The organism is Paractinoplanes abujensis, from assembly GCF_014204895.1.
Classification (GTDB): domain Bacteria; phylum Actinomycetota; class Actinomycetes; order Mycobacteriales; family Micromonosporaceae; genus Actinoplanes; species Actinoplanes abujensis.
This window is the reverse complement of sequence record NZ_JACHMF010000001.1, coordinates 988,296-1,011,486: the sequence shown is the minus strand read 5'-3', so window position 1 is coordinate 1,011,486 and position 23,191 is coordinate 988,296. Positions and strand designations below refer to the sequence as shown.

The window sequence follows — 23,191 nt, the reverse complement described above, 5'->3', positions numbered from 1 at the left end:
TCACCTCACCTGGAACGAGGGCGCGTCGAGGACCAGCGCGATCAGGTACGGCGCGTGGCCGGCGAGCGACTTGTCGGATGCGGTCAGAGGACTGGTCGGCAGCTTGCCCGCGACACTGAGCACGGCGGCCGTGTGCGAGGCCGGCAACTTGGCCCCGATCAGCCGTACGGCCAAAGCGTCGACCAGCGCCCCGTAGCTGCCCGGCAGCGTCGGAACCAGCGACTTCAGCATGTCGGCGGGACGGGTGAACCAGCTCGGGTACCAGCCCGCGGCCAGGTTCAGGTGGTTGTTGCAGCGCATCAGGAAACCGGACGGCGACGCCCAGGCCGCGGCCACGTCGGGGTAGCCGTTCGGCGGGGCCCACCGGAACGGCGCGTTGCCCGCGTAGACCAGGCCGTTGTAGAGCGCGTCGAGCAGCTGCAGGCCCGACTTCTCCGGTCCCAGCCCGAGCGTCCGGATCGTGGCGGTCAGGTCCTCCAGGGGCGTACGGGTCTTCTGACCGATCGCGGCCGCGAACTCGGGCGAGGTGAACAGGGCCTTGAGCACCGGCTTGATGGCCGTCTTGTGGTCCAGGTAGACCTTCGCGAGCTTGGTGACCAGTGAGGCCGGCGCGACGTCGGCCACGAACCGCTGGCACAGCTTGGTGGCCAGACGCTGCGCGGTCGCCGGGTGCATGGCCAGGTGGTCGGCGAACGCCATGGCGGCCGACTCCCCGGCCGCGGCGGTGGCGTTGGCGTGCTTGAAGCCGAGGATCGACACCTCGCCGGTCATGTGCAGCTTGGGGTCGTACAGGAAAAGGCCGTTGGTCTTGTTGACGGTGAGACCGGTGAGCAGGCGCGCGCCGGCGTAGACGTCGGCCTCGGAGTAGACCAGCCCGACGGTGTGCAGCTCCATCAGCTCGCGCGCGTAGTTCTCGTTGGGACGCGACTTGGTCGACGAGCGGTTGTCGAGGTAGCTGAGCATCGCCGGGTGCTTCATCGACGCCTTGAGCATGTCGGCGAAACGACCGAACGCGTGCTTGCGGATGACCTGGGCGTCGTAGTCGGAACGGCTGTCCCAGGTCTGGCTCGACGGCGCGGCCACGTGCAGGTGGTTGGCGAAGAACGCGACGGTCATTTCGAACAGCTGCCGGTTGCTCCACGCGGCGCGGGCCACGGCGGCCCGGCCCAGCTGCTTGAAACCGTCGTACGAGTTCTTGGCGATCCTTCCCCGTACGGCGGGAATGCTCGCACCGGCCAGCGGCAGCCGGCTCATCAGCTCGTCGCAGACCGGGTCGCTGATCCTGGCCGGGTCGAGCTGGCGGTCCAGCCAGGCGGAGGCGCCGAGCGTACGGGCCTCGGCCAGCAGCTCCGGGGTGGGACCGAACGTGGCCCGGCGGACGAGGTGCGCGATCGGGTCGTCGCTGACCAGGGAAGCGGCGGCGAGCGGGGCGGTGGCAGCCTCGGCCGGAGCCGCGACGGCGATGGCGGCGACAGTGGCGGCACCGGCGGCGGCGAGGAGCGTGCGTCGGGTCGTCATGCCCGACCCTTCGACCCGTACGGGGTCCGTGTGTGCTCCTGCAACCATGACTAACGGAGCCGCAATCCGCCCGCACCCGTACCGCGGGGACGAACTCGGACGTACGCTCAAGCCTGTGGATCAGGCTGAATCGGTACGCACCCCCGCCTCCTGGGTCGTTGTCGGGCTCGACAACGGCGGCACCTGCAACAACGCCACCGTCCTGGACGCGACCGGTCGATATCTGGTCGACAACCTGGTCGAAAACCCCAGCCTGGTCACCGAGGGCCCGGAGTCGGCGATCGAGCAGCTCGCGGCGGCCTTCCACAACATCCTCGACCTGACCCGCACGCCGCTGACCCTCGTACGCGCGGTCGGGCTCGACACGCCCGGCCCGGCCAGCGCGACCGGCGTCATCTCGTCCAAGGGCGCGACCAACTTCAGCATGGTCTCGTGGCACGGCTTCGACATCCGCAGCGCGCTCGAGGCGCGGATCGGCCTGCCCGTCTTCTACCTCAACGACGCCAACGCCGCCGCCCTCTACGCGCACCACCGGCTCTTCGGCGCCGAGGCGATGACCAAGTCGTCGGCCGCCGCGATCGTCGGCACCGGCCTGGGCGGCGGCGTGGTCGTCGACGGGCGCGTGGTCAGCGGCGCGGCGGGCATGGCGGGCGAACTCGGCCACGTGCAGATCCCGCTGCACGGCGTGCTCGAAGTGGGCCAGCCCGTCCCCGAATGCAACTGCGGCTTCGCGGGTGACGTGGAGAGCATCGCCTCGCTCACCGGCATCAAGAAGAACCTGCTGCCGTACTGGCTGACCCGCTTCCCCGACCACCCACTGGCGGCCCTGCCCCTGCCGCAGGCGGCCAAGCAGCTGCGCTCGTACGCCGAGAAGGAGGACCCGCTGGCCCTGGCGGTCTTCGAGCAGCAGGCCAAGGCGATCGGCAAGCTGTTCACCATCGCGGCCAACTTCACCGACCCCGACGCGTACCTGCTGGGTGGCGGGGTCGTGGAGGCCGCACCCAAGTTCCGGCAGTGGTTCCTCAACACGGTCCGGGACAACACCCAGCTGCGCGCCGAGCAGTCCGCCGCGGCCACGTTCGCCCTGGTCGCCGACCTCGACATGGCGGGCGCCCGGGGAGCCGCCGTGGCCGCCCTGGAAGCCGTGCAACCCGCCTGATCTTGCCGCGGGAGGCCGGGTACACCATCCTGTCCCGATGACCGGTGGACGGCGGGCGTTCTTCATCGCCGGCGGCTACGCGGCCCAGGGCCTCGGCTACGCCGCCCTGGTGACGGCGTTGCCGCAGCTCAAAGAACGCCAAGGCGTCGACGACACGTTCGTCTCGGTGATCCTGCTGCTGGTCTGCGTGGCCGCGGCCGGCGGCTCCGTGCTGGCCGACCGGGTGGCGGCCCGCCTGGGCAGCCGCTACGCCCTGGCCGGCGGTCTGCTCACGGTGGCCGTGGGGCTGGGCCTGACCACCGTACGGACCCCGGTCGTGCTTTTCACGGCGGTGCTCATCCTGTACGGGGTGGGGCTGGGCGCGGTCGACGCCAGCCTCACCATGCAGGGCGTCCTGGTGCAGGCCAGGCTGGGCCGCAGCGTGCTCAACCGGCTGTTCGCGGCGTACACGGCCGCCGCCATCGCCGCGGCCCTGCTGATGTCCGCGTTCGCGGCCGGCGGGGCCGGCGCCTCGGTGGCGGTCGGGGTGGCCGCGCTCTTCGCTCTCCTCTACGTCGTGTCGGCCTGGCGTTTCCTGGAACCCGCGCGCACCGTCCTCGAAGGCGTGGAACGTCCCGCCGAACGCACCCGCCCCATCATCTGGATCTGCGGCGCGTTCGTCCTCACCGGTTTCCTGGCCGACTCCGCGGTCAGCACGTGGAGCTCCATCTACCTGGACGACTCGCTGGCCGCCCCGGCCGCCGTGGTCCCCCTCGGCTACGCCGCCTACCAGGCCACGGTGCTGCTGTCCCGCCTGGCCGGCGACCACCTGGTGCCCCGCATCGGCCGCACCGTGGCCGTGACCGGGGCGCTGCTGGTCTGCGCCTTCGGATGCGCCCTGGTCACGGTCGTGCCGACCATCGGGGCGGCGATCACCGGGTTCGCCCTGACCGGCCTGGGCGTGGGCCTGCTGATCCCGCTGGCCTTCAGCGCCGCCGGCGAAGCCACCCCCGGCCACAGCGACGCGGTGCTGGCCCGGGTCAACCTGTTCAACTACGCCGGGGCGCTGCTGGGCGCGGTGGTGATCGGAGCCCTGTCCGAACCGATCGGGCTGCGGTGGGCGTTCCTGGTCCCCGTTCTGGGCCTGCTGCTGACGCTGCCGGTGGTGCGCGCCCTGCGCCACCTGCCAACCGCGGCGTCGAGCCACCCGGCCATCGTCCCGAACTGACCGCCTCCTCGGTGCCTGCTCCCGGCCAGTGATTGTTGCCTTCGCTTACTCGTACCTGTTTGCTCGGCAGGCCGGACGACCCGAACGGCGCATACGGTGCGCGGGCGTCCCGGCTTGACCGGGCCGGTCTTGCCGGCAGGCCCAGCGCTCCACCTGCTGGAGCGGCTCGCGTAAGCCGCCCTCGCCCTACCTGGGCCGCGCCGCCGACCTGCTGGACACGCTCGTGGTCGTGTCGGCGACAACCCGGACGCAGGCTGGTCCGGCCCCGGTTCGGGAGCGGATGATCACTGCGCGCATGATGGGCGGATGGGTGCGTCGGAGGTGAGGCGGCGATGAGCGGCCGGGTGGACATTGCCAATGCTGAGTTGTCCGAGTTCTGGACGGAACGGCACCTCTGCACGTTCACGACGTTGCGGGCTGACGGGTCGCCGCATGTGGTGGCGGTAGGGGCGACGCTGGATCCGGCGGGCGGGCTGGCCCGGGTGATCTCGTCGGCCACGTCGGCGCATGTGCGGCATGTGCGTAACGGGCAGGTACGGGTGGCGATCTGCCAGGTCGACGGGCCGCGGTGGACGACCGTGGAAGGGCTGGCCGTCGTACGGGACGAGCCGGAGGCGGTGGCCGAGGCCGAGAAGCGCTACGCCGCCCGCTACCGCCAGCCGCGGCCCAACCCGGCGCGGGTGGCCATCGAGGTGACGATCACGAAGATCCTCGGGTCGAGCCGGTTCGTGTCCTGAGCCGCCGCCCCAGCCCGAGCACCGCGTTCGCCGACGGCAGCAGCACCTGTGTCGCCACCGCGTACGGGAAAGGGTTGGCCAGGCGTCTCTGCCAGCGCAGCGGCGGGCGCGCCTCGTTGACCGCCCGGGGTGCGTACGAGAGAAGTCTCGCCTGGTAGATCATGAGTGCCCGGTCGATCGGGTGGGTGGCGAGGTCGTCGGCGAGGTGGACGGCGTCGAGGATCGCGGTGCTCGCCCCGGCGCCGGCGGTGGGTGGCATGGGATGAACGGCGTCGCCGAGCAGCGTGACCCGGCCCGGCGGCCACGGTTCGAGGGCCGCCGGGAAGTGGAACGGGAAGGCCGCCACGCTGCCGGGCTCGGCGTTGTCGATCAAGGTGTGGAAGTCGGCGGTCCAGCCTGCCGCCAGCCGGTGCGCCGACGCGATCAGGTCAGTGCCCCCGGCTTCGGCCGCGGCGAGCGACCAGACCACGTACGGGGCTTCGGCCGCGGCGTCATCGACGCGCCGGGCGTGGTCCTCGTGGGGCCGGCCGCGGTCGTCGCCGGACCGGTCGTGCAGGCTGAGGAAGGCACCGACACCGTACGGGCCGATCATGAAGGCGAGGCCGTGACGCAGGTCGGCCGGGATGCGCTGCGGCAACGGTGAGCGGCCGGCGATCGCGGCGACGCCGGCGGGGCGCGCGGCCGGGCGGCCCAGCAGGTGCCGGGCGGTGCGGGAATGAGTGCCGTCGGCCGCCACCAGCAGGTCGGCCTCGGTGCCGTCGTCGAGCCGGACGCCGGTCGGCGAGGACGTGAAGCCGGTGACCGGAGTTCCCCAGCGGACGGTGTGCTCGAGGCCGCGGGCGAGCACGGTCCGTAACGGACGCCGGCCGATCATCAGGATGTCCCCGGAGTGGCGGACGGGCAGGCGAAGGCGGGTGTGGCCGCGATGGTCGAGGACGGCGAACTGACGGAACGCGTCGTTGCCGGACCCGCACTCACGCAGCGCACGCAGCGACGATTCCGGGAGCACCTCGGCCAGGGCGGTGAACGCCTCCTCGGTGAGGTGCAGCCGATAGCCGTCCGTGTCCTGCGCGTGCCGGTCGCGTTCGAACAGCACGCAGTCGAAGCCGCGGCGGCGCAGGGCATGGGCCAGCGTCAAGCCGCCGATGCCGGCGCCGGCGATCGCGATCCGGGGCGTCACCACACCCCCAGTCTCCCTTAAGCCGGCGCTCGTCGCCTTTCGTGCCGGGCGGCCCTCAGATGCGGCCGTCGGAAGTGAACGGGCCCACCTTGGCCGGGAGGACCAGGCCCGCGGCGGCCAGGCGCATCAGCAGGTCGTGAAGCTGGCGGCGGGTCAGGGTGTCGTGCCGGCCGGGCTCGGGATGCGGCAGGCCCAAGGCGCGGGCGGCCTCGACGGCGCGGGTGCCGATGGCGGCCTCGACCGCCCACAGCCGGTGCGCCCGCATGGCCAGGTGGGCCGAGGCGGTCAGCTCGCTGTGCAACCGCAGCAGGCGGCGCAGGTCGGCGGCGAGTTGTTCGATCGGCGGACCGTACGGCGCCGGCGGTCGGGGTCTTGCCGCCTCCCAGCGGTCGGCGACGGCGCCGCACCACTTCGGCGCGTAGATAACGAGCGCGCCGAGCAGCGTCGGCGTGGCCACGATGAGGGCGAGCTTCGCTACGTCCCAGAAGTCCACTGATGCTCCCTGCGAACGGCACGACATGGCCGTACCACTCGACCATCCGCCCGAGGACCAGCACCGTCAACCCGATTGGCCCGTACGACGCACACCGCGTGCGCCGTGCGCGAAACCCGGCACCCGGTTCAGCGAACGCGGCCCCTGGGGACCAGGCGGGAGATCGGCATCGGGGGCGCCGGCAGGGGTGGGCCGTCATAGCCCCGGACCTCGCCGAAGCGCGGAGTGTGGTCGGACCAGTCGGCTCGCATCTGGACGATCTCGTCATGATCGCGGCCGACGAAGTTCCACCACATGACGATGCGTTCCTCGAACGGCTCGCCGCCGAGCAGCAGCAGGCGGGCCGGGGACTCGGTGGCGACGCGAACCTCCGCCCGGCTGGAGCCCAGATAGAGCAGCGGCCCGGGTTTCAGCGTCGCGTCGTCGACCGTCGGGGCACCGTCGAGCGCCAGCACGGCGTACTCGAAGTCGGGTCTCAGGGACAATGTGGACTCGGCGCCCCGGGTGAGGGCGAGCTCGGCCCCGACCAGGGGTGTGTGGCTGCGCGCGGGAGACGTGACGCCGGCGAAGCTGCCGATCAGGACCGTGGTGGTGAGGCCGCCCGCGGTGACGACGGGCAGGTCGGCGTGGTGGGCGAACTCGGGCGGCACGTCACGCGCGGCGTGCGGCAACGCGACCCACAGCTGGACGCCGTGCAGGACAGGGGTGTGCTCGACGGGTGTCTCCTCGGAGTGGGAGATGCCGCGGCCGGCGGTCATGATGTTGAGCTGGCCCGGGCGGATCACCTGCAGGCTGCCCAGGCTGTCGCGATGCAGAACCTCGCCCGCGAGCAGCCACGTCACCGTCTGCAGCCCGGTGTGCGGATGCGGACCGACCCGCATGCCGTCGGAACCGTCAAGATCATGAGGCCCGTACGCATCTAGGAAGCACCACGCGCCCACCATGCGCCGCTGGCGGTTGGGCAGCGTGCGGGTGACGGCGAAGCCGCGAGGGCCACCCAGCGCGACCGGGGCGCCCTCAAGCAACTCCATGGCGGCCGGCGCGGTCAAGCCGACCTCGGGATCTGCTTCGAAGCTACTCACGGGAGAAAGCTACCGCCCCGGTGTGACAAAAGCGCTGCGACAAGAACGGCGGCGGGGGGCTACCCCGCCGCCGCCTCGTCCCGGCTCAACCGCGCGGCACGACCTCACACCGGCATGGGGGGGCAGGACGATGTGAGCGTTCGCGTTGAGTGTGCGCGGTGGCGGCCATCTGGAACGGGGGCGGCGGCCGCCGGCCGGGGAGTTGAAAGTCTCGATGTGTTCGGGGTGCTCATCTACCGTGACACCGCTCGGTACCTTGATCCGTTTCTCGGCAGCGTGTGCTTCGCCACTGCCTCGCCCGTACGAGTGCCCTCGGTTACCCGTCCGTATCGTCAGAACGGGTTTAAGACTTGCTTAAGTTCGGGTCGCGACGGCCGGTGACGGCTTGTCCCGGGCATCGAACGATCTGTAGATCAGCCGACAGTGTTTGAACCGTTCGCCAGGGCCACGCGTACTCTCCGCCGAGGAAACAAGCCCGGCGGAGCGACGAGCCGGGGCCGCCGCGCGGTCCCGACCCGGCGGCGATGCCGCGGGAAGCGCTCCGGGGGTGGTGGCGCGGCTCGCAAATCCGTGGTTAACCTTCCACATCCACCGCGTGGGAGGGGATCAACCGGGCACGCGTGACGAACGGGGGGCGAGGCATGCGGCGATGGGGTGAAAGGCACCTCCCCTGCCGTCGTGCGCACGCTCCGGGAGCCGCGGCATGAGCTTCGAGGACGACGAATACTGGGAAGAGGAGTACTCCGAGTATTCCATCGTTCCCAACGCCGCGGTCGTGCAGGAGCGCCCGTACGAGCGTCGCGACACCCCGGATCCGGTGATCCCGACCCGGCGCGGCCAGGTCGACGAGCTCGCCGCGCGCCGTCAGCGCCGGGCCACGGGCAACTCCGGCGGCGGGGCGCCGCGCAAGCCGCAGGGCGCGTTCGACTCGGAACGGCCGAGCTGGCTCGACGACCCCGACTTCGTGCCGATCGACACGTCCCAGCCCAACCTGGCCGGCGACGACCTGGACGACGTCGACTTCAACCGGCCCGAACTGGGAGCCGACTTCGACGCGCCCGACACGACGTACACGCGGCGCGACGACCGTTACGACCTGCACGACGACATCGACGAGCCGTACGATCACCGCGACCTCGAGGCGTACGGGCACGGGCCGAACCCGGGCGTCAAGACCGTCAGCCGCAGCGACGACGAGGGGCGGCCCGCCGGGCGGTGGCGGCGCTCGCAGCCCTCCCAGCCTGCGCAGGCGCCGCGCTCGCAGCCGCCGCGCTCGCAGCCTTCTCAGCCGCCTCGCTCGCAGCCCTCCCAGCCGTCTCGCTCGCAGCCTTCTCAGCCGCCTCGCTCGCAGCCCTCCCAGCCGCCTCGCTCGCAGCCCTCCCAGCCGCCTCGCTCGCAGCCTTCTTCGCGGCCGCGGCGACCCGAGGACGAGCGGCCCGCCGCCTCCGCCGGGCGGGCCCGCGTGCCCGAGGCCCGGCCGCAGGACGACCGCCACGATCTCTACCGTCGCCCCGATGCCCCGCGCCGCCGCGACGAGGCGTACGAGTACGACGAGCGCCGCCGCCGGCCACACCCCGACGAGGGTGTGCGCCGCTCGGGCGAACGCGCCGCGATGATCTGGGACGAACAGCCCTTCGAGCCGGCGGACGCACGCGATCGGCGACGCCCCGACCCGCGCCGCGAGTACGACTACGACGAGCGGCGTCGTCACCGCGACTACGAGGAGCGGCCCGACCGGCGCCGCGAACCCGACTACGACGAGCGCCGCCCGTGGCCCGCCGAAGCCGACGACCGCCGGGGCTGGGCCCCGCCCCGCGAGGAGGCGCCACGCACGATCGAGGGCGAGATCCTCGACGATCGCCGCCCGCGCACCATCGAAGGCGAAATCGTCGACGACCGTCGTCACCGCCCCGCCTGGGCCGACGTGGTGCCGGTGGGCGGCCAGGGCTGGACCACGGAGGAGGACGAGCAGGCCTGGGTCCAGGAGCAGCCGGAAGCCCCGCGTGTGGTCAGCAAGGCCACCCCGCCCGCCGCGCCCCGGGTCATCGGCAAGGAGGAGCCGCCGCCCGCACCACGCGTGGTCAAGAAGGCGGAACCGCCGGCGGCACCCCGGGTCGTCGGCACGCATGCGCCGACCCCGGCCGCCCGGGTGGTCAGCCCTCCCCCGGTGCCTGCCAACCCGGTGAGCCGGCCGCCGGCTGCGTCGCCGCCGCCGGCCCAGACCCCGGCCGCGGCCCCGGCTGCCCGCGCTGCCGCTGCCGTGCCGCCGCCGCAGCGTCCGGAGCAGGGCGTTCCCGGCCAGGGGGTGCCGGAGCAGGGCGCCGGTCGCGGTCCGATGACCCAGCCGCCGGGGCGGGTCTCCGTGCCGCCGCCGGTCCCGAGCCAGCCCGCGCAGGGCCGTGGCCCGGCGCCGGCGGACGGGCGCGGCGCGGTGCCGGTCGACGGGCGCAACCTTCAACCGGCCGACGGGCACGGCCCGATTCAAGCCGACGACCGCGGCCCGGTGCCGGCCGACAGCCGCAGTGGCGCTTCCGCCGTCGGTCACGGCCCGCTTCCGGCTGACGGCCGGGGCCAAACCCCGATCGACCGGCGCGGGCCAGTTCCGGCCGACGGTCGCAGTGGCAATCCGAGCAGCGGGCGCGGCCCGGTCCCCGACGACAGCCACGGCTCGACGCCCGGCGATGGCCGCGGATACACCCCGGTCGATGGTCGTGGCGGTGTTCCGCAGCAGGGACGCGGGGTTGTGCCGCCCGGAGCGCGGCCGCAGGGTCCGGGCGATCCGTCGCTGGCCGAGACCGATCCGCGGCTCGAGATGCCGCGCTCGCGGCGCAGCCCACGGACAGCCCACGTCTTCCTCTCCGAGGGCGAAGACCCGTGGTCGATGGTCGCTGACGAGGCGCCCCCCGCCGCGCTGCCCAGCGGCGGTTTCGGCCGTCCGGTGTCGCCGGCCGCTCCCCCGTATCCCGGTGCCGTTACACCCCCGGCCGCTCACGGGCCGGCTCCGGTGCAGGGTGCGCCGGCTCAGCCCACCGTCCCGCCGGCTTCGGTTCCGGCCGCCGCCGGTCCGGTCCCGGGTGCTCAGGTGCCGCCGCGTCAGGGCGCTCCCCTGCCACCCGGGTACGTTCCCACTCCGGGCGCCCCGCTTGCGCCCGCAGCCGCCGACCAGCACGGAGTCGCCCCCGAACATGGGGAGTCGCGTCCCGGCACCGCCGAGCAGCAGCTTGCCCAGCCGGGTCCGGCCGCCCATGGTTCACAACAGTCCCCGGCCGGGCCACAGGGCTATGCCGTTCCACCACAGGCTGCTTCCGCGGCGCCGCAGGCACCGGCCCCGCCCGCGTCGGCCCCGGTCACTCCGGCGGCCCCGCGCGCCGTGCCGCAGCCACCGGCTCAGCACGGCGGGTCGTTCGCTCCGCCGGTTTCGCCCGCCGCCTCGGGTCCCGCCGCCCCGCGCCCGTCGGTGGTGCCCGGCGAACCCGCTGGCTTCCAGGGCAGGCCCACTGACGACGAGCCGGCCGTTCCCGGCCAGGACCGTCGTACGGCTTCCCCGACGCCCGACCACGGCAACCAGTGGCCCGACGACCAGCAGGCTTCCGCCCCGTCCGTCCCGGTGCAGCGCGGCCCCGCCCCACAGCCGGCCCTCGAGGAGCACGCCTCCCAGCACAAGACCGGCGGCGACTTCTTCCGCCGCGCGGTCGACAAGCTGTTCGGCCACGGTTCCGACAAGCAGGACCCGGCCCAGGCCCAGCAGCCCTCCGCCCCGCCCGAGGCGCGTCAGCAGACCCAAGGTCGCCCGCGTCCCGACCGACACGAAACCACCGACCCGTACGCCCCGGGAGCGCACACCCCCGGCCAGCACGCCCCGGGTCAGCACAGCCCAGGTCAGCATTCGCCGGGTCACCACAACCAGGGCCAGCACGCTCCGGGCCAGCACAACCCCAGTCAGTACCCATCCGGTCAGCCGTCCCCGGGCCAGCCGTCCCCGGGTCGACCGTTCCCGGAGCAGCCCTTCCCGGCGCAGCCGTTCCCGCACCAGCCGGCCTCGGGTCAGCCGTTCCTGCAGCAGCCGGCCTCGGCGCAGCCGTTCCCGCACCAGCCGGCCTCGGGTCAGCCCGTCCCGACGCAGCCGTTCCCCAGTGAAGCGGCCCCTGAGGAACGTGGCGCCGGGTGGCATGAGCCTGATCAGCCCGGCTTCGAACAGCAGAAACAGGACCGGCCTGCGTCCGATCGACAGGCCCCCGGGCAATACGGTCCTGGCCACGCGTCCGGCCCGCAGTTCCCGGCCGAGCAAGCGCGCGGTTGGTCGGCTCCGAGCGAGCAGACGCCCGGCTTGCAGGTCCCGGACCAGCAGGCCCCCCGCCGACGGGCGCAGGACCAGCACGACCCCGGCCGGCGGACACAGGACCCGCAGGTCACCGGCCAGCGGGCACAGGACCAGTACGACCGCAGCCAACTGGCACAGGACCCGCAGGTGACCAGTTCGCGGACACAGGACCCGCGGGTCACCAGCTCGCGGGCACAGGACCCGCAGGTCGCCAGCTCGCCGACACAGGACTATCGCGACCCGTCTCAGCCGTCGCAGGATCGGCGCGACCCGAACGAGCCCTTCGCCGGCCGGCGCACGCCTGACCAGCAGACCCACGACCGCCGCAACCCGACCGAATCCCTTCACGAACAGCAGGTCTGGGCGCACGACGAAGATGGCCGCGGCGCTGACCAGAGCGCCGCGGCTCAGCACGAGGGCGGGCGGCCGGGATCGCAGGAGCGGGCGGCAGTCGAGCAGCTTCTGGAGCGGCACGCCGCGGGCCGGCAGGGCCGGGAGACAAGTGCGCCCGACCAGCCGATGCCCCACCGGAGCGGGTGGGAGCCCGCGGACCCGGGTCAGCCCGCCGAGGACCGGCCGGGGACGGGTTCGCACAGGCCCGACCACCACGGCGTCGTGCACCATGCGCCGGGACAGCACGAAGCCGGCCAGCACGAAGCCGGGCGGCAGGGGTCCGACAGGCGCGGGCTGAGCCCGTTCACGCCGGGTCAGCGGCCGGGCGGGCAGGGCGGGGACGAGCCCCGGCCCGGACCGCAGGCACAACCCGAGCAACACCGCGACGCGATCCCCGCCCAGCACGGGCCGGAGCAGCAGCGCGACATGATCCCCGGGCAGCACGGGCCCGATCAGCACCGCGTCGCGCTCCCCGGCCAACACGCGCAGCGCAACGCGGGTCCGGCCCCGCACCGGCCGGAGCAGCACCGCGACGCCATCTCCGCTCAGCACGGGCTCGATCAACAGCGCCACGCGATCCCGGGCCAACACCCACCGGAGCAGCAACGCAACGAGGGTCTCGCCCAGCGAGGCCCCGACGAGCAACGCGACGCGACACCCGCCCAGCACGGGTTCGATCTGCAGCGCGACGCGACACCCGCCCAGCACACGCCGGAACAGCAGCGCCACGCGGCCACCGGTCAGCAAGGCACCGACCAGCGCCGCGACGCGATCCCCGCTCAGCACGGGCTCGATCAACAGCGCCACGCGGCCCCCGGCCAACACGGGTCAGAACAGCAGCGTGACACGATCCCCGGCCAACACGGGCCGGAACAGCACCGCGACACGATCCCAGGCCAACACGGAATGGAGCAGCACCGCGACACGATCCCGGGCCAGCACGGGCTCGAACAGCGGCGCGAGACGATCCCCGGGCAGTACGGACCTGGGCAGCAGCGGGACGTGGGAGCTAGGCCGGGGGTCTTCGCGCCGCAGGTGCGTGGGGCGCAGGAGCCGGGGTCCGGCGAGGAGCATTCGCCGTGGGCGCCGCCTCAGGATGGTGGGCGGCCCACCTCGTTGGCTTCGGCGCCGGTGAGTGCGCCGGCCGCCAGCCGCGCTCCGGCCGCGCCGCAGAGCCCGGCGGCCCCGCACAGCCCGGCCGCCCGGCACAACCACGCCGCACCGGGGAGCCCGGCCGCCCCGCAGGCTCAAGCCGCCCCGTACAACCAGGCCGCACCGCAGAGCCCAGCCGCCCCGCAGGCTCAAGCCGCCCCGTACAACCAGGCCGCACCGCAGAGCCCAGCCGCCCCGCAGGCTCAAGCTGCCATGTACAACCAGGCCGCGCCGCACAGCCCGGCCGCCCCGCACAGCCCGGCCGCCCGGCACAACCAGGCAGCCCCGCAGAGCCCAGTTGCCCCGCAGCCTCAAGCCGCCCCGTACAACCAGGCCGCACCGCAGAGCCCGGCCGCCCCGCAGGCTCAAGCTGCCATGTACAACCAGGCCGCGCCGCACAGCCCGGCTGCCCCGCACAGCCCGGCCGCCCGGCACAACCAGGCCGCACCGCAGAGCCCAGCCGCCCCGCAGGCTCAAGCCGCCCCGCGCAACCAGGCGGCCCCGCACCCGACGGACCTGCACGACCCGGCGGCCCCGCCCAGCCAGACGGCCCCCCACAGCCCGGCGGCCCCGTACAGCCAGACCGACTCGCAACACCAGGCCGCCCCATACAGCCAGGCGGCTCCGCACGACCAGGTGGCCCCGCACGACCAGGCGGGCCCGCACGGCCAGACGGGTCTGCACGACCAGGCGGGCCCGCGCAGCGGGGCCGACCTGCACGACCAGGCAGCGCCGCAGAGTCAGACGTATTCGCACAGGCGGGCGGGACTGGAGGGTGCAGCTCCGCAGAGTCCGGCGGCTCCGCATGTTGCGGGTCCGATCAGTCCGGCTGTTCCGCGTCAGGTCAGCCCGGCCGAGCAGCCGGCGGGGGTCACGCAGTTCGATCTGCCGCTGGGTCCGCCCGCGGCCGGTGTGCCGGGTGTTCCGGTGCAGCGGGGACCGGTTGATGAGCCTCCGGTCAAGAAGTCGCGGCATGACGGGGGCGAGCGTGATGATGCGGCGCCCGGTGATCCGAACAAGTTGGGGGCGCACGCGGCGCCGTACATGGATTCGGACGGCACGTTGCACAATGTGCGGCCGATCGGGCGGCTTGTCGTCTCGGGGGCGGATGCTCCGCAGCGGACGGCTGACACCGAGTTCGGCGGCATGTGGTTCGGCTCGAAACCGGGCAACCAACCCGGCGAGCGGGCCGACGATCGGGCCGGCGACCAACCGGGCAACCAACCCGGCGAACAGCCCGGCAATCAACCCGGTGAGCAGCCCGGCAATCAACCCGGTGAGCAGCCCGGCAATCAACCCGGCGAACAGCCCGGCAATCAACCCGGTGAGCAGCCCGGCGAACAGCCCGGCGAGCGGGCCGGCGAGCAGCCCGCTGGAGCTGGGAGAACAGCGCAGCCCGAACCGGCGGCCCCCGACGGCGTAGTGATCGATCTGGATGTAACAGACCTGTTCCAGGGCCGCACGCCGGCGGCTGAGGGGGAAGCGCTCGATCCCCCCGCCGTACGGGCGAAGACCGACGACCATGTGGCGGCCCGCCAGCCCGAGCCGGCGGCCGCGCAGGAGCGCCCCGCGTTGTCCGCGGCCGATCTGGAGGCGATTCGCTGGCGGCTCGACGGTGGCACCCTGCGGGAGGTCGTGGACGACCGCGACGCCCTGCGTGAGCTGGGTGAACGTCTGGACGGCCCGCTCGCCGACGAGGTCGACAACGTGGCCAAGGCGGGTCTGTTGAGCGTCCGCGCCGAGGTGTATCGCCTGCTCGGGGAGCTGGGCATGGCCGCGGCGGCCAGCCGGCTGGCGCTGGCCCATGCCGAGTCGGCCGGTGACGTGCAGTCCGAGGTGATCGCGCAGGCCGAGCTGGCCCACGTTCTGCGGTTGCGGGGCGATTTCAAGGAGGCCGACCGCCTGTTCGCGAAGGCGATCGGCGCCGATGTGCCCGACACGTTGCGCAGCGTGGTGCATGAGAACGCCGGGCGGTGCTGTTTCGATCAGGGGCGGCACATGGAGGCCCTCGACCATTTTGCCCGGGCGGTGCGGCTGGGCGGGCCGGAGGACGCCGATCTGGCGGCCCGGGTCGGGGTGTGCCTGGAGGCCGTCTACATCCACGTGCTTCGTGACGGCTGGGGCCCGTACCCGCGGACGCGCGAGGCGATCCTCGGGCTGCCGGCGGACGCCCTGGACGAGCGCACCGCCGAGCAGCCGATCATCCAGCCGCGCTGACCGCGTGCCGGGGTGTCGGCGGGTGGGCCATCGCCGTGCGTCCCCGGCCGCCCTGTTTGGCTTCGTAGAGCGCGGCGTCGGAGGCAATCCGCAGCTCGTCGGCCGTCGCGGCGTGGTCGGGCCGCAACGCGATGCCGATGCTGAGCCCGAGGGTCCCGCAGGGCAGGTCGTCGACGGCTTCGACGGCCGCGCGCACCTCGTCGGCGGTGCGCCTGGCGTTGAGCCGGTCGGCTTGCAGGAGCAGGGCGAATTCGTCGCCGCCGAGGCGGGCCACCACGTCGGTGTCGCGCCGGGCCGCCGTACGGAGGCAGGAAGCCACGACCTGGATCGCGCGGTCACCCACGCCGTGACCCCACGTGTCGTTGACGCTCTTGAAGTGGTCGATGTCGATGGTCATCAGGGCCAGTGGTTCGTTCGACGCGAACGCGCGTTCCAGTTCGAGGTCGAAGGAGCGCCGGTTGGACACGCCGGTGAGCGGGTCGGCCAGCGCCTGCGATTCGAGCACTTCGCGCAGGCGGTCGTTGCGGTTGCGCAGCGAGGCCACGACGATGGCGGTCAGGCTGAGCGCGACGGTCACCGACACCCAGTCGGACAGCCCGGCCGACGGTCCGCGCACCTCGAACGCGACCGACGCGTGCCCGGCTGAGACCAGGGCCAGGATCACGGCGGTGACGCGGTGGCTGAGGAAGTTGGCCGCGTAGAGCACCGGCCACAGGTAGAACAGCTGGGAGCCGGCGCTGGCGTCGTGTGAGGCCAGGTTGAGCCCGGCGATGGTGCCGACGGCTACGAACGGCACGAGCAGCCAGAACACGCGCGGGACGGATTGGGGGCGTTTCCAGGCGAACAACCCGCCGACGGCCATGAAGGCGATGGTCAGCGAGATGGCTACGACCCAGGGCACCGGGTGCGTGTCGGGCAGCACGATGCCGGTGAGGAACACGACCGGCGCCGCGGCCAGCATCAGGTACGCGACGCTGCGGGTTGCCCCCTGCTCGTCGCGGAGCTGATAGCGCACCGTGCGACCACCCTCCCTCTTCTCACAAACGTTCGGCGGCCTGCGGTGAGACCTGAGCGCGGGGTTCCCGGCGGGCCAGGGTCACGCCCGCGCTGGCCAGGGTGACCAGCACGAGGGCGACGATCTCGACCGGGCCCAGCCGCTGGTTCAGGATGAGCAGCCCGGCCAGCGCGGCGGCGGCCGGTTCCAGGCTCATCAGGATGCCGAAGACACGGGTGGGGATGTGGCGCAGGGCGTGCATTTCGAGCCCGTACGAGAGAACCGACGACAACACGGCCACCGCGACCACACCGACGAGCAGCCCGGGGTGGGCGATCACGCCGGTGACCCCGGCCGTGCCGAAGGGCAGCACGAGCACCGCGCCCACGGCCAGCGAGACGGCCAGCCCGCCGGTGCCGGGGACGAGCGCGCCCAGGCGGGCGCTCAGCACGATGTAGGCGGCCCAGAACAGCCCGGCCAGGAACGCCAGCAGCAACCCGCTCAGCGGGGCCGTCCCGCCGCTGTCCAGGCCGAGCAGCAGCACCCCGGCGGCGGCCAGCCCGGCCCAGAGCAGGTCGGCCAGGCGGCGGGTCTGCACGAGGGCCAGCAGCAGCGGGCCGAGGAATTCGACGGTCACGGCCATGCCCAGCGGCACGGTCCGCAGGGACAGGTAGAAGATCAGGTTCATTCCGGCCATCGCCACCCCGAGCAGGGCCGCCGCGCGCCAGGCGGCTGCGCTCCACCCCCGTACGGCCGGGCGGGTCACGGCGGCCAGGATCAGCGCGGCGAAGGCCAGGCGCAGGAACGTGACACCGCCCGCGCTCAAATCGTCGAACAAGCCGCGCGCGATCGAGCTGCCGACCTGCACGGAGGCGATGGCGGTGAGCACCAGCAGGGGTGCGGGCGGCGTCCTCATTCGGTGCGCAACGCGACGACGGGGTCGAGCTTGCCGGCGCGCTGGGCGGGCACGACCCCGAACACGATGCCGACGACGGCGGAGACCCCGAACGCCAGGGCCAGCGACCACCAGGTGATCGCGGCGGGCACCGGTGAGAAACGGTCGACCAGCAGCGCCGCGGTGACGCCGAGGGCCATGCCGAGCACCCCGCCGATGGTGGTCAGCAGGACGGCTTCGAGCAGGAACTGCACCCCGATGTCGCGCGGACGCGCACCGACCGCCTTGCGCAGACCGATCTCCTTGGTTCGTTCGCGCACCGAGACGAGCATGATGTTCGAGACGCCGACCCCGCCGACGAGCAGGCTGATGCCGGCGATCGCGGCCAGCACCCCGGTCAGCACGCCCAGGATGTCGCCGAGCACGCCGAGGATCTGTTCCTGGGTGACGGCGCTGAAGTCGGTGTCCGGGTGGCGTTCGGTCAGGGTCCGGACGACTGCCGTGGAGAGTTCGTCGATGCGGTCCCGGTCGGGCGCGCGGATGGCCAGGCCGTCGATGCGGTCGGTGCCGAGCAGGCGTTGCGCGGCGGCGACGGGGACGTGCACTTCGCTGTCGCGGTCGACGCCGAGGCTCTGCCCGAGCCGCTCGAACGTGCCGATCACCCGGAACCGGACGCCGCCGATCGTGACCTGCCGGCCGATCGGGTCGCGGTCGCCGAACAGCGTGGCCGCCGTGCCCGCGCCGAGCACCGCGACGCGGCGGCCGGTGCTCACGTCCGTACGGGTCAGGTAGGTGCCCCGGTCGAGTCGGCGCACGAAGACCGTCGGCGTCGTCTCGAGCACTCCTTGCATGCTGGCGAACGCCGACCGGGAACCGGCGCGCACCGTCTCACCCGACGCGATCGTGACGGCGACCCGGTCCCGGTCACCCACGACTCGCGCCACCGCGTCGGCGTCGTCCATGTTCATCGTCGACGCCGCCGGCGCCGAGCCCGCTTCGAGCCGGCCCGGCACGACCAGCAGCAGGTTGGAGCCGAGCCCTTCGACCTGCTGCTCGATCTGCTGTTTGGTGCCGGTGCCGATGCCGACCAGGGCCACCACGGCGGCGACCCCGATGATGATGCCGAGCATGGTCAGCATGCTGCGCAGCCGGTTGGCGCGCAGGGCGTCGAGGGCGACGCGCCAGGCCTCCGCAAGTCTCACTGGACGATCACGCCGTCTTTCATCACGATCTGCCGTTGCGCACGGGCCGCGACCTCGCGGTCATGGGTGACCAGCACGACGGCGACCCCGTCGTCGTTGAGCGATTCGAGCAGCGCCAGCACCGACTGGCCGGTCGCGGAGTCCAGGTTGCCGGTGGGCTCGTCGGCCAGCAGCACCGACGGGTCGGTGACCAGGGCCCGGGCGATCGCTACGCGCTGCTGCTCGCCGCCGGACATCTGGTTGGGCCGGTGGTCGAGGCGATGCGCGAGGCCGACGCGTTCGAGCATGGCCGTCGCGCGTTCCCGTCGTTCGCGCCGCCCGGCCCCGCGGTAGACGAGCGGGAGGGCGACGTTGTCGCGGGCCGTCGTACGGGAAAGCAGGTGGAAGGACTGGAAGACGAAGCCGATGGTCTCGTTGCGCAGCTTGGCCATCTCGGCCGGGTTGAGCGTCGACACGTCGCGGCCGCCGATCAGCAGCGTGCCGCCGGAGGGCCGGTCGAGCCCGCCCAGCAGGTGCATCAGGGTCGACTTGCCCGAGCCGGAGGTGCCGACGATGGCCACGTAGTCGGCCGGCTCGATGGTCAGCGACACCCCGCGCAGCGCGGGCACCGAGACGCCGTCGAGCTCGTACGTGCGGCTGATCCCGGTGGCGACGATGGCGGGCGCGGTCATGACGCCTTGTCGCCGGGGCGGATCTCGTCGGCGCCCGCGACCGCGATCCGCTCCCCCGCGGTCAGCCCGTTCGTGACCTGTACGACGTCTTCGCCCTGCACCCCGAGCGTCACCGGCACCCGCTGGTAGCTGCCACCCCGTACGGCCCAGACCGTGTCCTTGCCGTCGACGTTGATGATCGCCGAGGCGGGCACGGTGACCGCGTCGTCGGCCTCGCGCACCTGCAGCCGCACGACGGCACTCATTCCCGGCCGCGGCGTGGGGGCCGGTTTGCCGTCGGCGTCCTTCCCGCCGGCCAGATCCAGCCGCACCTTGTACGACACCCCGCCCCGGCTCGACGTCGTCGGCAGCAGGTCAATGGCCCGTACGGTGGCCGGATAGCTCGCGCCCGTGGCCGCGTCGAGCTCGACGGTCGCCTTGACCCCGGCCTTGACCAGCAGCACGTCGGTCTCGTCGACCTCGGCAGTGAGGCCGAGCTTGCTCACGTCGACCACGGTCAGGATCGGGGTGCCGGCCGCCACGTAACCCCCGCGCGGCACCGCCTCGTCGACCCCGGGCAGCGTGGAAGTGGGCCCGGCGGCCGCCAGCGGACCCTGAGCCAGCAGGTCGCTCAGCGCCGGGGTGCTCGCGCTGGACGTGCCCCCCAGCTGCACCACCCCGGCCACCGGCGCGCGCAGCGTGAGCGCTTCCACCGCGGCGTCGGCCAGCTCGTACGCCTGCTGGGCCTGCAGCCGTTGTGCGGCCGACAGCGAACTGACCGCCTCGCCGAGCGACGCCACGCCCCGCTGCACCGAGCGCAGGGCGGACCCGGCGGCCTCCGAGGCGGCCTCGTACTGCTGGCGGGCCGCGTCGACCTGCTTGAGCAGCACCTCACGCAGCGCCGGGTCGGTGATCTTACCGGCGGCCTCCCGGGCGTCCTGGAAGGCGTCCGCGGCCTGTTTGTCGGTTTTCTTTCGTACGGCGGTGAAGCCCGACGTGCCGCCGATCGAGCCGCCGCCGCTGTTCTCGGCCTGTTCGAGCGCGCGTTCGGCGGAGCGGCGCCGCGCCTCCAGGTCGGGGGCGTCGATCACGGCCAGAACCTGCCCCCGGCCGACCCGCTGCCCCGACTCGACGCGCAGGTCGTCCAGGGTGCCGGCGGCGGGCGCGCTGACCGTGGCCGCGGCCCGGGCGGTCACCGAGCCGGGCGCCTCCACGATCTCGGCCACCGTGCCCCGGGCGGCCGCGCCGAGACGCACGTCGGTCTGCTCGTCGTCGCAGGAGGCGGCGGTCGACGAGATCAGGAACAGGCCGGCCGCGGCGAGGACCAGGGAGCGCGGGGGTTTGGCAGACACGCACGCCACTCTATGCCGACCCGCGGGGTGAACCGTCCGGGCGGCCGGATCCGTAATACCGCACATGCTCTTAGCCGACGAGTTGACCGTGGTGCATCACGACGACACGGTCAGCCGGTTTCTGGACGTGCGCTACACGCTGGGCCGCGAGGGCCTGCGGCTGATCACCGCGGGTGGTGGGGAGCGGTTGATCCCGCGGCACGAAGTGCTGACCACCCACGTACAGAAGCGGGCCGCCTTCTAGGGGCGGCCCGCTGGTGTTCGTACGTTCTTACGTGCCCGGACGACGCCCGATGACCTTGACCGTCATGCCGATCTTGCCGGTGCTGTAGTACGTCTGGGCGTCCTGCTTGAGCAGGTTCACGCAGCCGTGCGAACCGCGCCACTTGTCGTGGATGTAGGTGGTGGTCTGGTGGAAGCCCATCCCGCCCTTGAAGCGCTGCCAGTAGGGCAGCCACACCTCGTACGGGTCGGACCATTCCTTCTTCGTCCGCTTGTTGATCTTGAAGGTGCCGGCCGGCGTGCGGTAGCCCTTCATGCCCGTGCGGACGACCGTCGGGTTCGTGTAACGCTTGCCGTTCTTCATGATCCAGGCGGTCTGCTCGGTCAGGTTGACGCAGAACGTGACGCCTGACTTCTTCGCCTTGCAGGCCTCGACCTTGGTGCGGCCGAGCCGGGCGGCCACGTCGTACGTGGTGGGGCCGGCCAGACCCTGCGCGGGCTGAATGCCGTAGCGCTGCTGGAACTTCTTGATGGCCGCGCAGTCGGCAGGAGACTGCTTACCGTCGACCGTCGTCTTGCCGAAACCGCCGAGCTTGTGCAGCCACCACTCGACCTGCTTCTGATATTTACCGGTCGCACACCCCGCGGCGGCGGCCTTGCTGACCGTCGTGGTCACTGCCGCACCGGCACCCGCCGGTGACAACGCCACGGCGCCCAAACCGCCGCCGACCAGGGCCGCCAGAACGACCCCGGTGAGGCGGGCGCCAACCCGTCTCACATTCACTGTGTTCCTCCCCAGAAACTTGTCCGCACATAGAAGCACAGCGAAGCGACGCACAACTCCCGCGGAGGGAGCGTGGCGCGAAACCGGTAGGCCACATCGACGCCCGGCGAGGCGGGTTGAGGCTTTTTGTGCTGTATTACGCGCGTAGTACGCTGGGCGGGTGCCGTACGAATGGGAAGAGTGGGCGCTGGCCGCCCTGCTCGGCATCGAACCCCGGGAAGTGCGGCAAGCGCTGGAAGCCCGCCGGCGATGGCCACGACAGGCGATCAGCGACACCGGAGTGCCCGTTCTGACTGTCTGGAGCCGCACGGCGGTGGGCCGGCCACTGATCGTGGCGGTCTACCACACCGCCGGTCACACGTGGAAAATCATCGGTGCGCGCGACATGACAGCAGCGGAACTGGCCGAGTTCAGCAGGTGGGAGGAGACCCGATGAGTCACGACGACGCGACCCCGCAGACACCCGACGAGCTCGCCGCCTTCATGGAGGGGCTCACGTTCGCGCCGCCCCCCGCCCCGCAGGACGAACAGGCCCTGCTCGACTCCCTGCCCGCCGCCGGGTCATCGGTAATGGTGGTGCGCTCCCTGCGCCTGCCGATCGAACTCGACCAGGCCGTGGCGTCAGCCGCTCAGGCCGCGTCGGTGCCCAAGACCGCCTGGATCCGCCAGGCGATCGAAATGGCGCTGGCCGTCCAGGCCGACGACGACCAGCCCATCTCCCGGGCCGAAGCACTACGCGCCTTGACGCTGCTCCGCCCGGCCCGCCACGTCGCCTGACCCGGCACCTCTGAACTCACCGGACGCCCCTGGTCGGTGCCGCCCGCTCCGGGCACCCTCAGGGTTCACCTGCCCCACATCGCCTGCAGGGTTTACTGCCCCGGCGGCCCGGCGCCGCCCCGGACGCCTTCCCGATCAGGCCCGCATCGCCCACCCCTATGCATGTGCCGCCGGCCCTCGCGCCGCTTGTTCCGGGCAATCCCACAATCCACCTGCCCTGCGCTGCCGCCATCGGACCGCCCCCGGATCCGCCCGCCCTGGCCGGCCCCACGCCGGCTGCCCGAATTTACCTGCGCGTGCAGCTCCACGCCGCCTGCTCCGGACGCCCCACTATCCACCTGCCCGCCCGCCCCGCGCGCTCCCACCGGACGGCTCGCCCAGGCCAGCCGACGCCGCCCACCCGGGCCTCTCCTAGGAGATCCCACCTGCCGCGGCCAACCCCGATCGCCTCCCGCACCCCTGGGACCCGCCTACCGCGTCCACTCCCACACCGCCTCCACCGGACTGCCTGCCCTAGCCAGCCGCTTCGGGCGCCCCAAAATCCGGCGGGCCCCGCCGCGTGCTCCGGACCGCCCCATCCGACCTGGCCAGCTGCACGCCAGATGCTTCGGGCGCCCACAAAATCCGGCCGGCCCCCGCCACCCACTCGAACCGGCCCCACCTGACCCGGCCAGCCGCACGCCAGACGCTTCAGGCGCACCCAAAATCCGGCCGACCTCCGCCACCCACTCGGACCGCCCCACCCGACCCGGCCAGCCGCAGGCCAGACGCTTCAGGCGCCCCGCGGGATCGGCCCGCCCCACACCACCCATTCGGACCGCCCCACCTGACCCGGCCAGCCGCACGCCGACTGCTT

At 72.9% G+C, this 23,191-nt stretch carries 16 protein-coding genes and 1 pseudogene; 7 read left to right on the top strand and 10 right to left on the bottom strand.

Annotated elements, in window-relative coordinates:
* On the bottom strand, positions 1-1,518 hold the full coding sequence (locus BKA14_RS04020) for a DUF1800 domain-containing protein (protein ID WP_184949583.1): 1,518 nt from the start codon (positions 1,516-1,518) through the stop codon (positions 1-3).
* Positions 1,519-1,633: 115 nt separating this feature from the next.
* On the opposite strand from BKA14_RS04020, the gene BKA14_RS04015 reads away from it, so the two are divergent.
* From BKA14_RS04015 to BKA14_RS04005, 3 genes are all read left to right on the top strand, one after another.
* A complete protein-coding gene (locus BKA14_RS04015) occupies positions 1,634-2,677 on the top strand; it encodes an ROK family protein (protein WP_184949582.1) in 1,044 nt (347 codons plus the stop codon).
* Positions 2,678-2,714: 37 nt separating this feature from the next.
* Complete coding sequence (locus tag BKA14_RS04010) at positions 2,715-3,884, top strand: MFS transporter (protein ID WP_184949581.1); 1,170 nt, start codon at positions 2,715-2,717, stop codon at positions 3,882-3,884.
* A gap of 332 nt (positions 3,885-4,216) precedes the next feature.
* Positions 4,217-4,621 carry a pyridoxamine 5'-phosphate oxidase family protein gene (locus BKA14_RS04005; protein WP_184949580.1) on the top strand — a complete coding sequence of 135 codons (405 nt, stop codon included), beginning with the start codon at positions 4,217-4,219 and terminating at the stop codon, positions 4,619-4,621.
* On the opposite strand, the gene BKA14_RS04000 is transcribed toward BKA14_RS04005, so the two are convergent.
* The 3 genes from BKA14_RS04000 to BKA14_RS03990 all read right to left on the bottom strand — a co-directional run bounded on the left by BKA14_RS04000 (position 4,584) and on the right by BKA14_RS03990 (position 7,376).
* Positions 4,584-5,804, bottom strand: a complete 1,221-nt coding sequence (locus BKA14_RS04000) for an FAD-dependent monooxygenase (protein ID WP_184949579.1) — start codon at positions 5,802-5,804, stop codon at positions 4,584-4,586. The genes BKA14_RS04005 and BKA14_RS04000 overlap by 38 nt on opposite strands.
* A 52-nt stretch (positions 5,805-5,856) precedes the next feature.
* Complete coding sequence (locus BKA14_RS03995) at positions 5,857-6,294, bottom strand: hypothetical protein (protein ID WP_184949578.1); 438 nt, start codon at positions 6,292-6,294, stop codon at positions 5,857-5,859.
* A 128-nt stretch (positions 6,295-6,422) separates the two neighbouring features.
* The gene (locus BKA14_RS03990; RefSeq protein WP_239092506.1) at positions 6,423-7,376 is read right to left on the bottom strand and encodes a pirin family protein; all 954 of its coding nucleotides are present in this window, start codon (positions 7,374-7,376) and stop codon (positions 6,423-6,425) included.
* Between the two features lie 703 nt (positions 7,377-8,079).
* Between BKA14_RS03990 and BKA14_RS03985 the strand changes: the two genes are divergently transcribed.
* A complete protein-coding gene (locus BKA14_RS03985; protein WP_184949577.1) occupies positions 8,080-15,459 on the top strand; it encodes a hypothetical protein in 7,380 nt (2,459 codons plus the stop codon).
* Here BKA14_RS03985 and BKA14_RS03980 read toward each other — a convergent pair.
* The 5 genes and pseudogenes from BKA14_RS03980 to BKA14_RS03960 form a co-directional block, all read right to left on the bottom strand.
* Positions 15,443-16,474, bottom strand: coding sequence for a GGDEF domain-containing protein (locus BKA14_RS03980; RefSeq protein WP_184949576.1), 1,032 nt, complete (start codon positions 16,472-16,474; stop codon positions 15,443-15,445). The two genes, BKA14_RS03985 and BKA14_RS03980, sit on opposite strands and share 17 nt — an antisense overlap.
* 22 nt (positions 16,475-16,496) lie before the next feature.
* A complete protein-coding gene (locus tag BKA14_RS03975; protein ID WP_184949575.1) occupies positions 16,497-17,369 on the bottom strand; it encodes an EamA family transporter in 873 nt (290 codons plus the stop codon).
* Positions 17,366-18,550 carry an ABC transporter permease gene (locus BKA14_RS03970; protein WP_184949574.1) on the bottom strand — a complete coding sequence of 395 codons (1,185 nt, stop codon included), beginning with the start codon at positions 18,548-18,550 and terminating at the stop codon, positions 17,366-17,368. Before BKA14_RS03970 ends, BKA14_RS03975 begins: the two co-directional genes overlap by 4 nt.
* Before the next feature lie 2 nt (positions 18,551-18,552).
* A pseudogene (locus tag BKA14_RS03965) lies at positions 18,553-19,221 on the bottom strand (ABC transporter ATP-binding protein); the annotation flags it as partial.
* Positions 19,218-20,552: an efflux RND transporter periplasmic adaptor subunit gene (locus BKA14_RS03960; protein ID WP_239092507.1), complete on the bottom strand. Its 1,335-nt coding sequence runs from the start codon at positions 20,550-20,552 to the stop codon at positions 19,218-19,220. The pseudogene BKA14_RS03965 and the gene BKA14_RS03960, both read right to left, overlap by 4 nt.
* A 64-nt stretch (positions 20,553-20,616) precedes the next feature.
* Between BKA14_RS03960 and BKA14_RS03955 the strand changes: the two genes are divergently transcribed.
* Positions 20,617-20,796: a hypothetical protein gene (locus BKA14_RS03955; protein ID WP_221477217.1), complete on the top strand. Its 180-nt coding sequence runs from the start codon at positions 20,617-20,619 to the stop codon at positions 20,794-20,796.
* Positions 20,797-20,823: 27 nt separating this feature from the next.
* Here BKA14_RS03955 and BKA14_RS03950 read toward each other — a convergent pair whose 3' ends face one another.
* Positions 20,824-21,552 carry a L,D-transpeptidase family protein gene (locus BKA14_RS03950; protein WP_239092508.1) on the bottom strand — a complete coding sequence of 243 codons (729 nt, stop codon included), beginning with the start codon at positions 21,550-21,552 and terminating at the stop codon, positions 20,824-20,826.
* A 166-nt stretch (positions 21,553-21,718) separates the two neighbouring features.
* Here BKA14_RS03950 and BKA14_RS03945 point away from each other — a divergent pair, with 166 nt between their 5' ends.
* Both BKA14_RS03945 and BKA14_RS03940 read left to right on the top strand, forming a co-directional pair.
* Positions 21,719-21,994, top strand: coding sequence for a hypothetical protein (locus tag BKA14_RS03945; protein ID WP_184949570.1), 276 nt, complete (start codon positions 21,719-21,721; stop codon positions 21,992-21,994).
* Complete coding sequence (locus tag BKA14_RS03940) at positions 21,991-22,335, top strand: hypothetical protein (RefSeq protein WP_184949569.1); 345 nt, start codon at positions 21,991-21,993, stop codon at positions 22,333-22,335. Before BKA14_RS03945 ends, BKA14_RS03940 begins: the two co-directional genes overlap by 4 nt.
* The last annotated feature ends 856 nt before the right edge of the window (positions 22,336-23,191 follow it).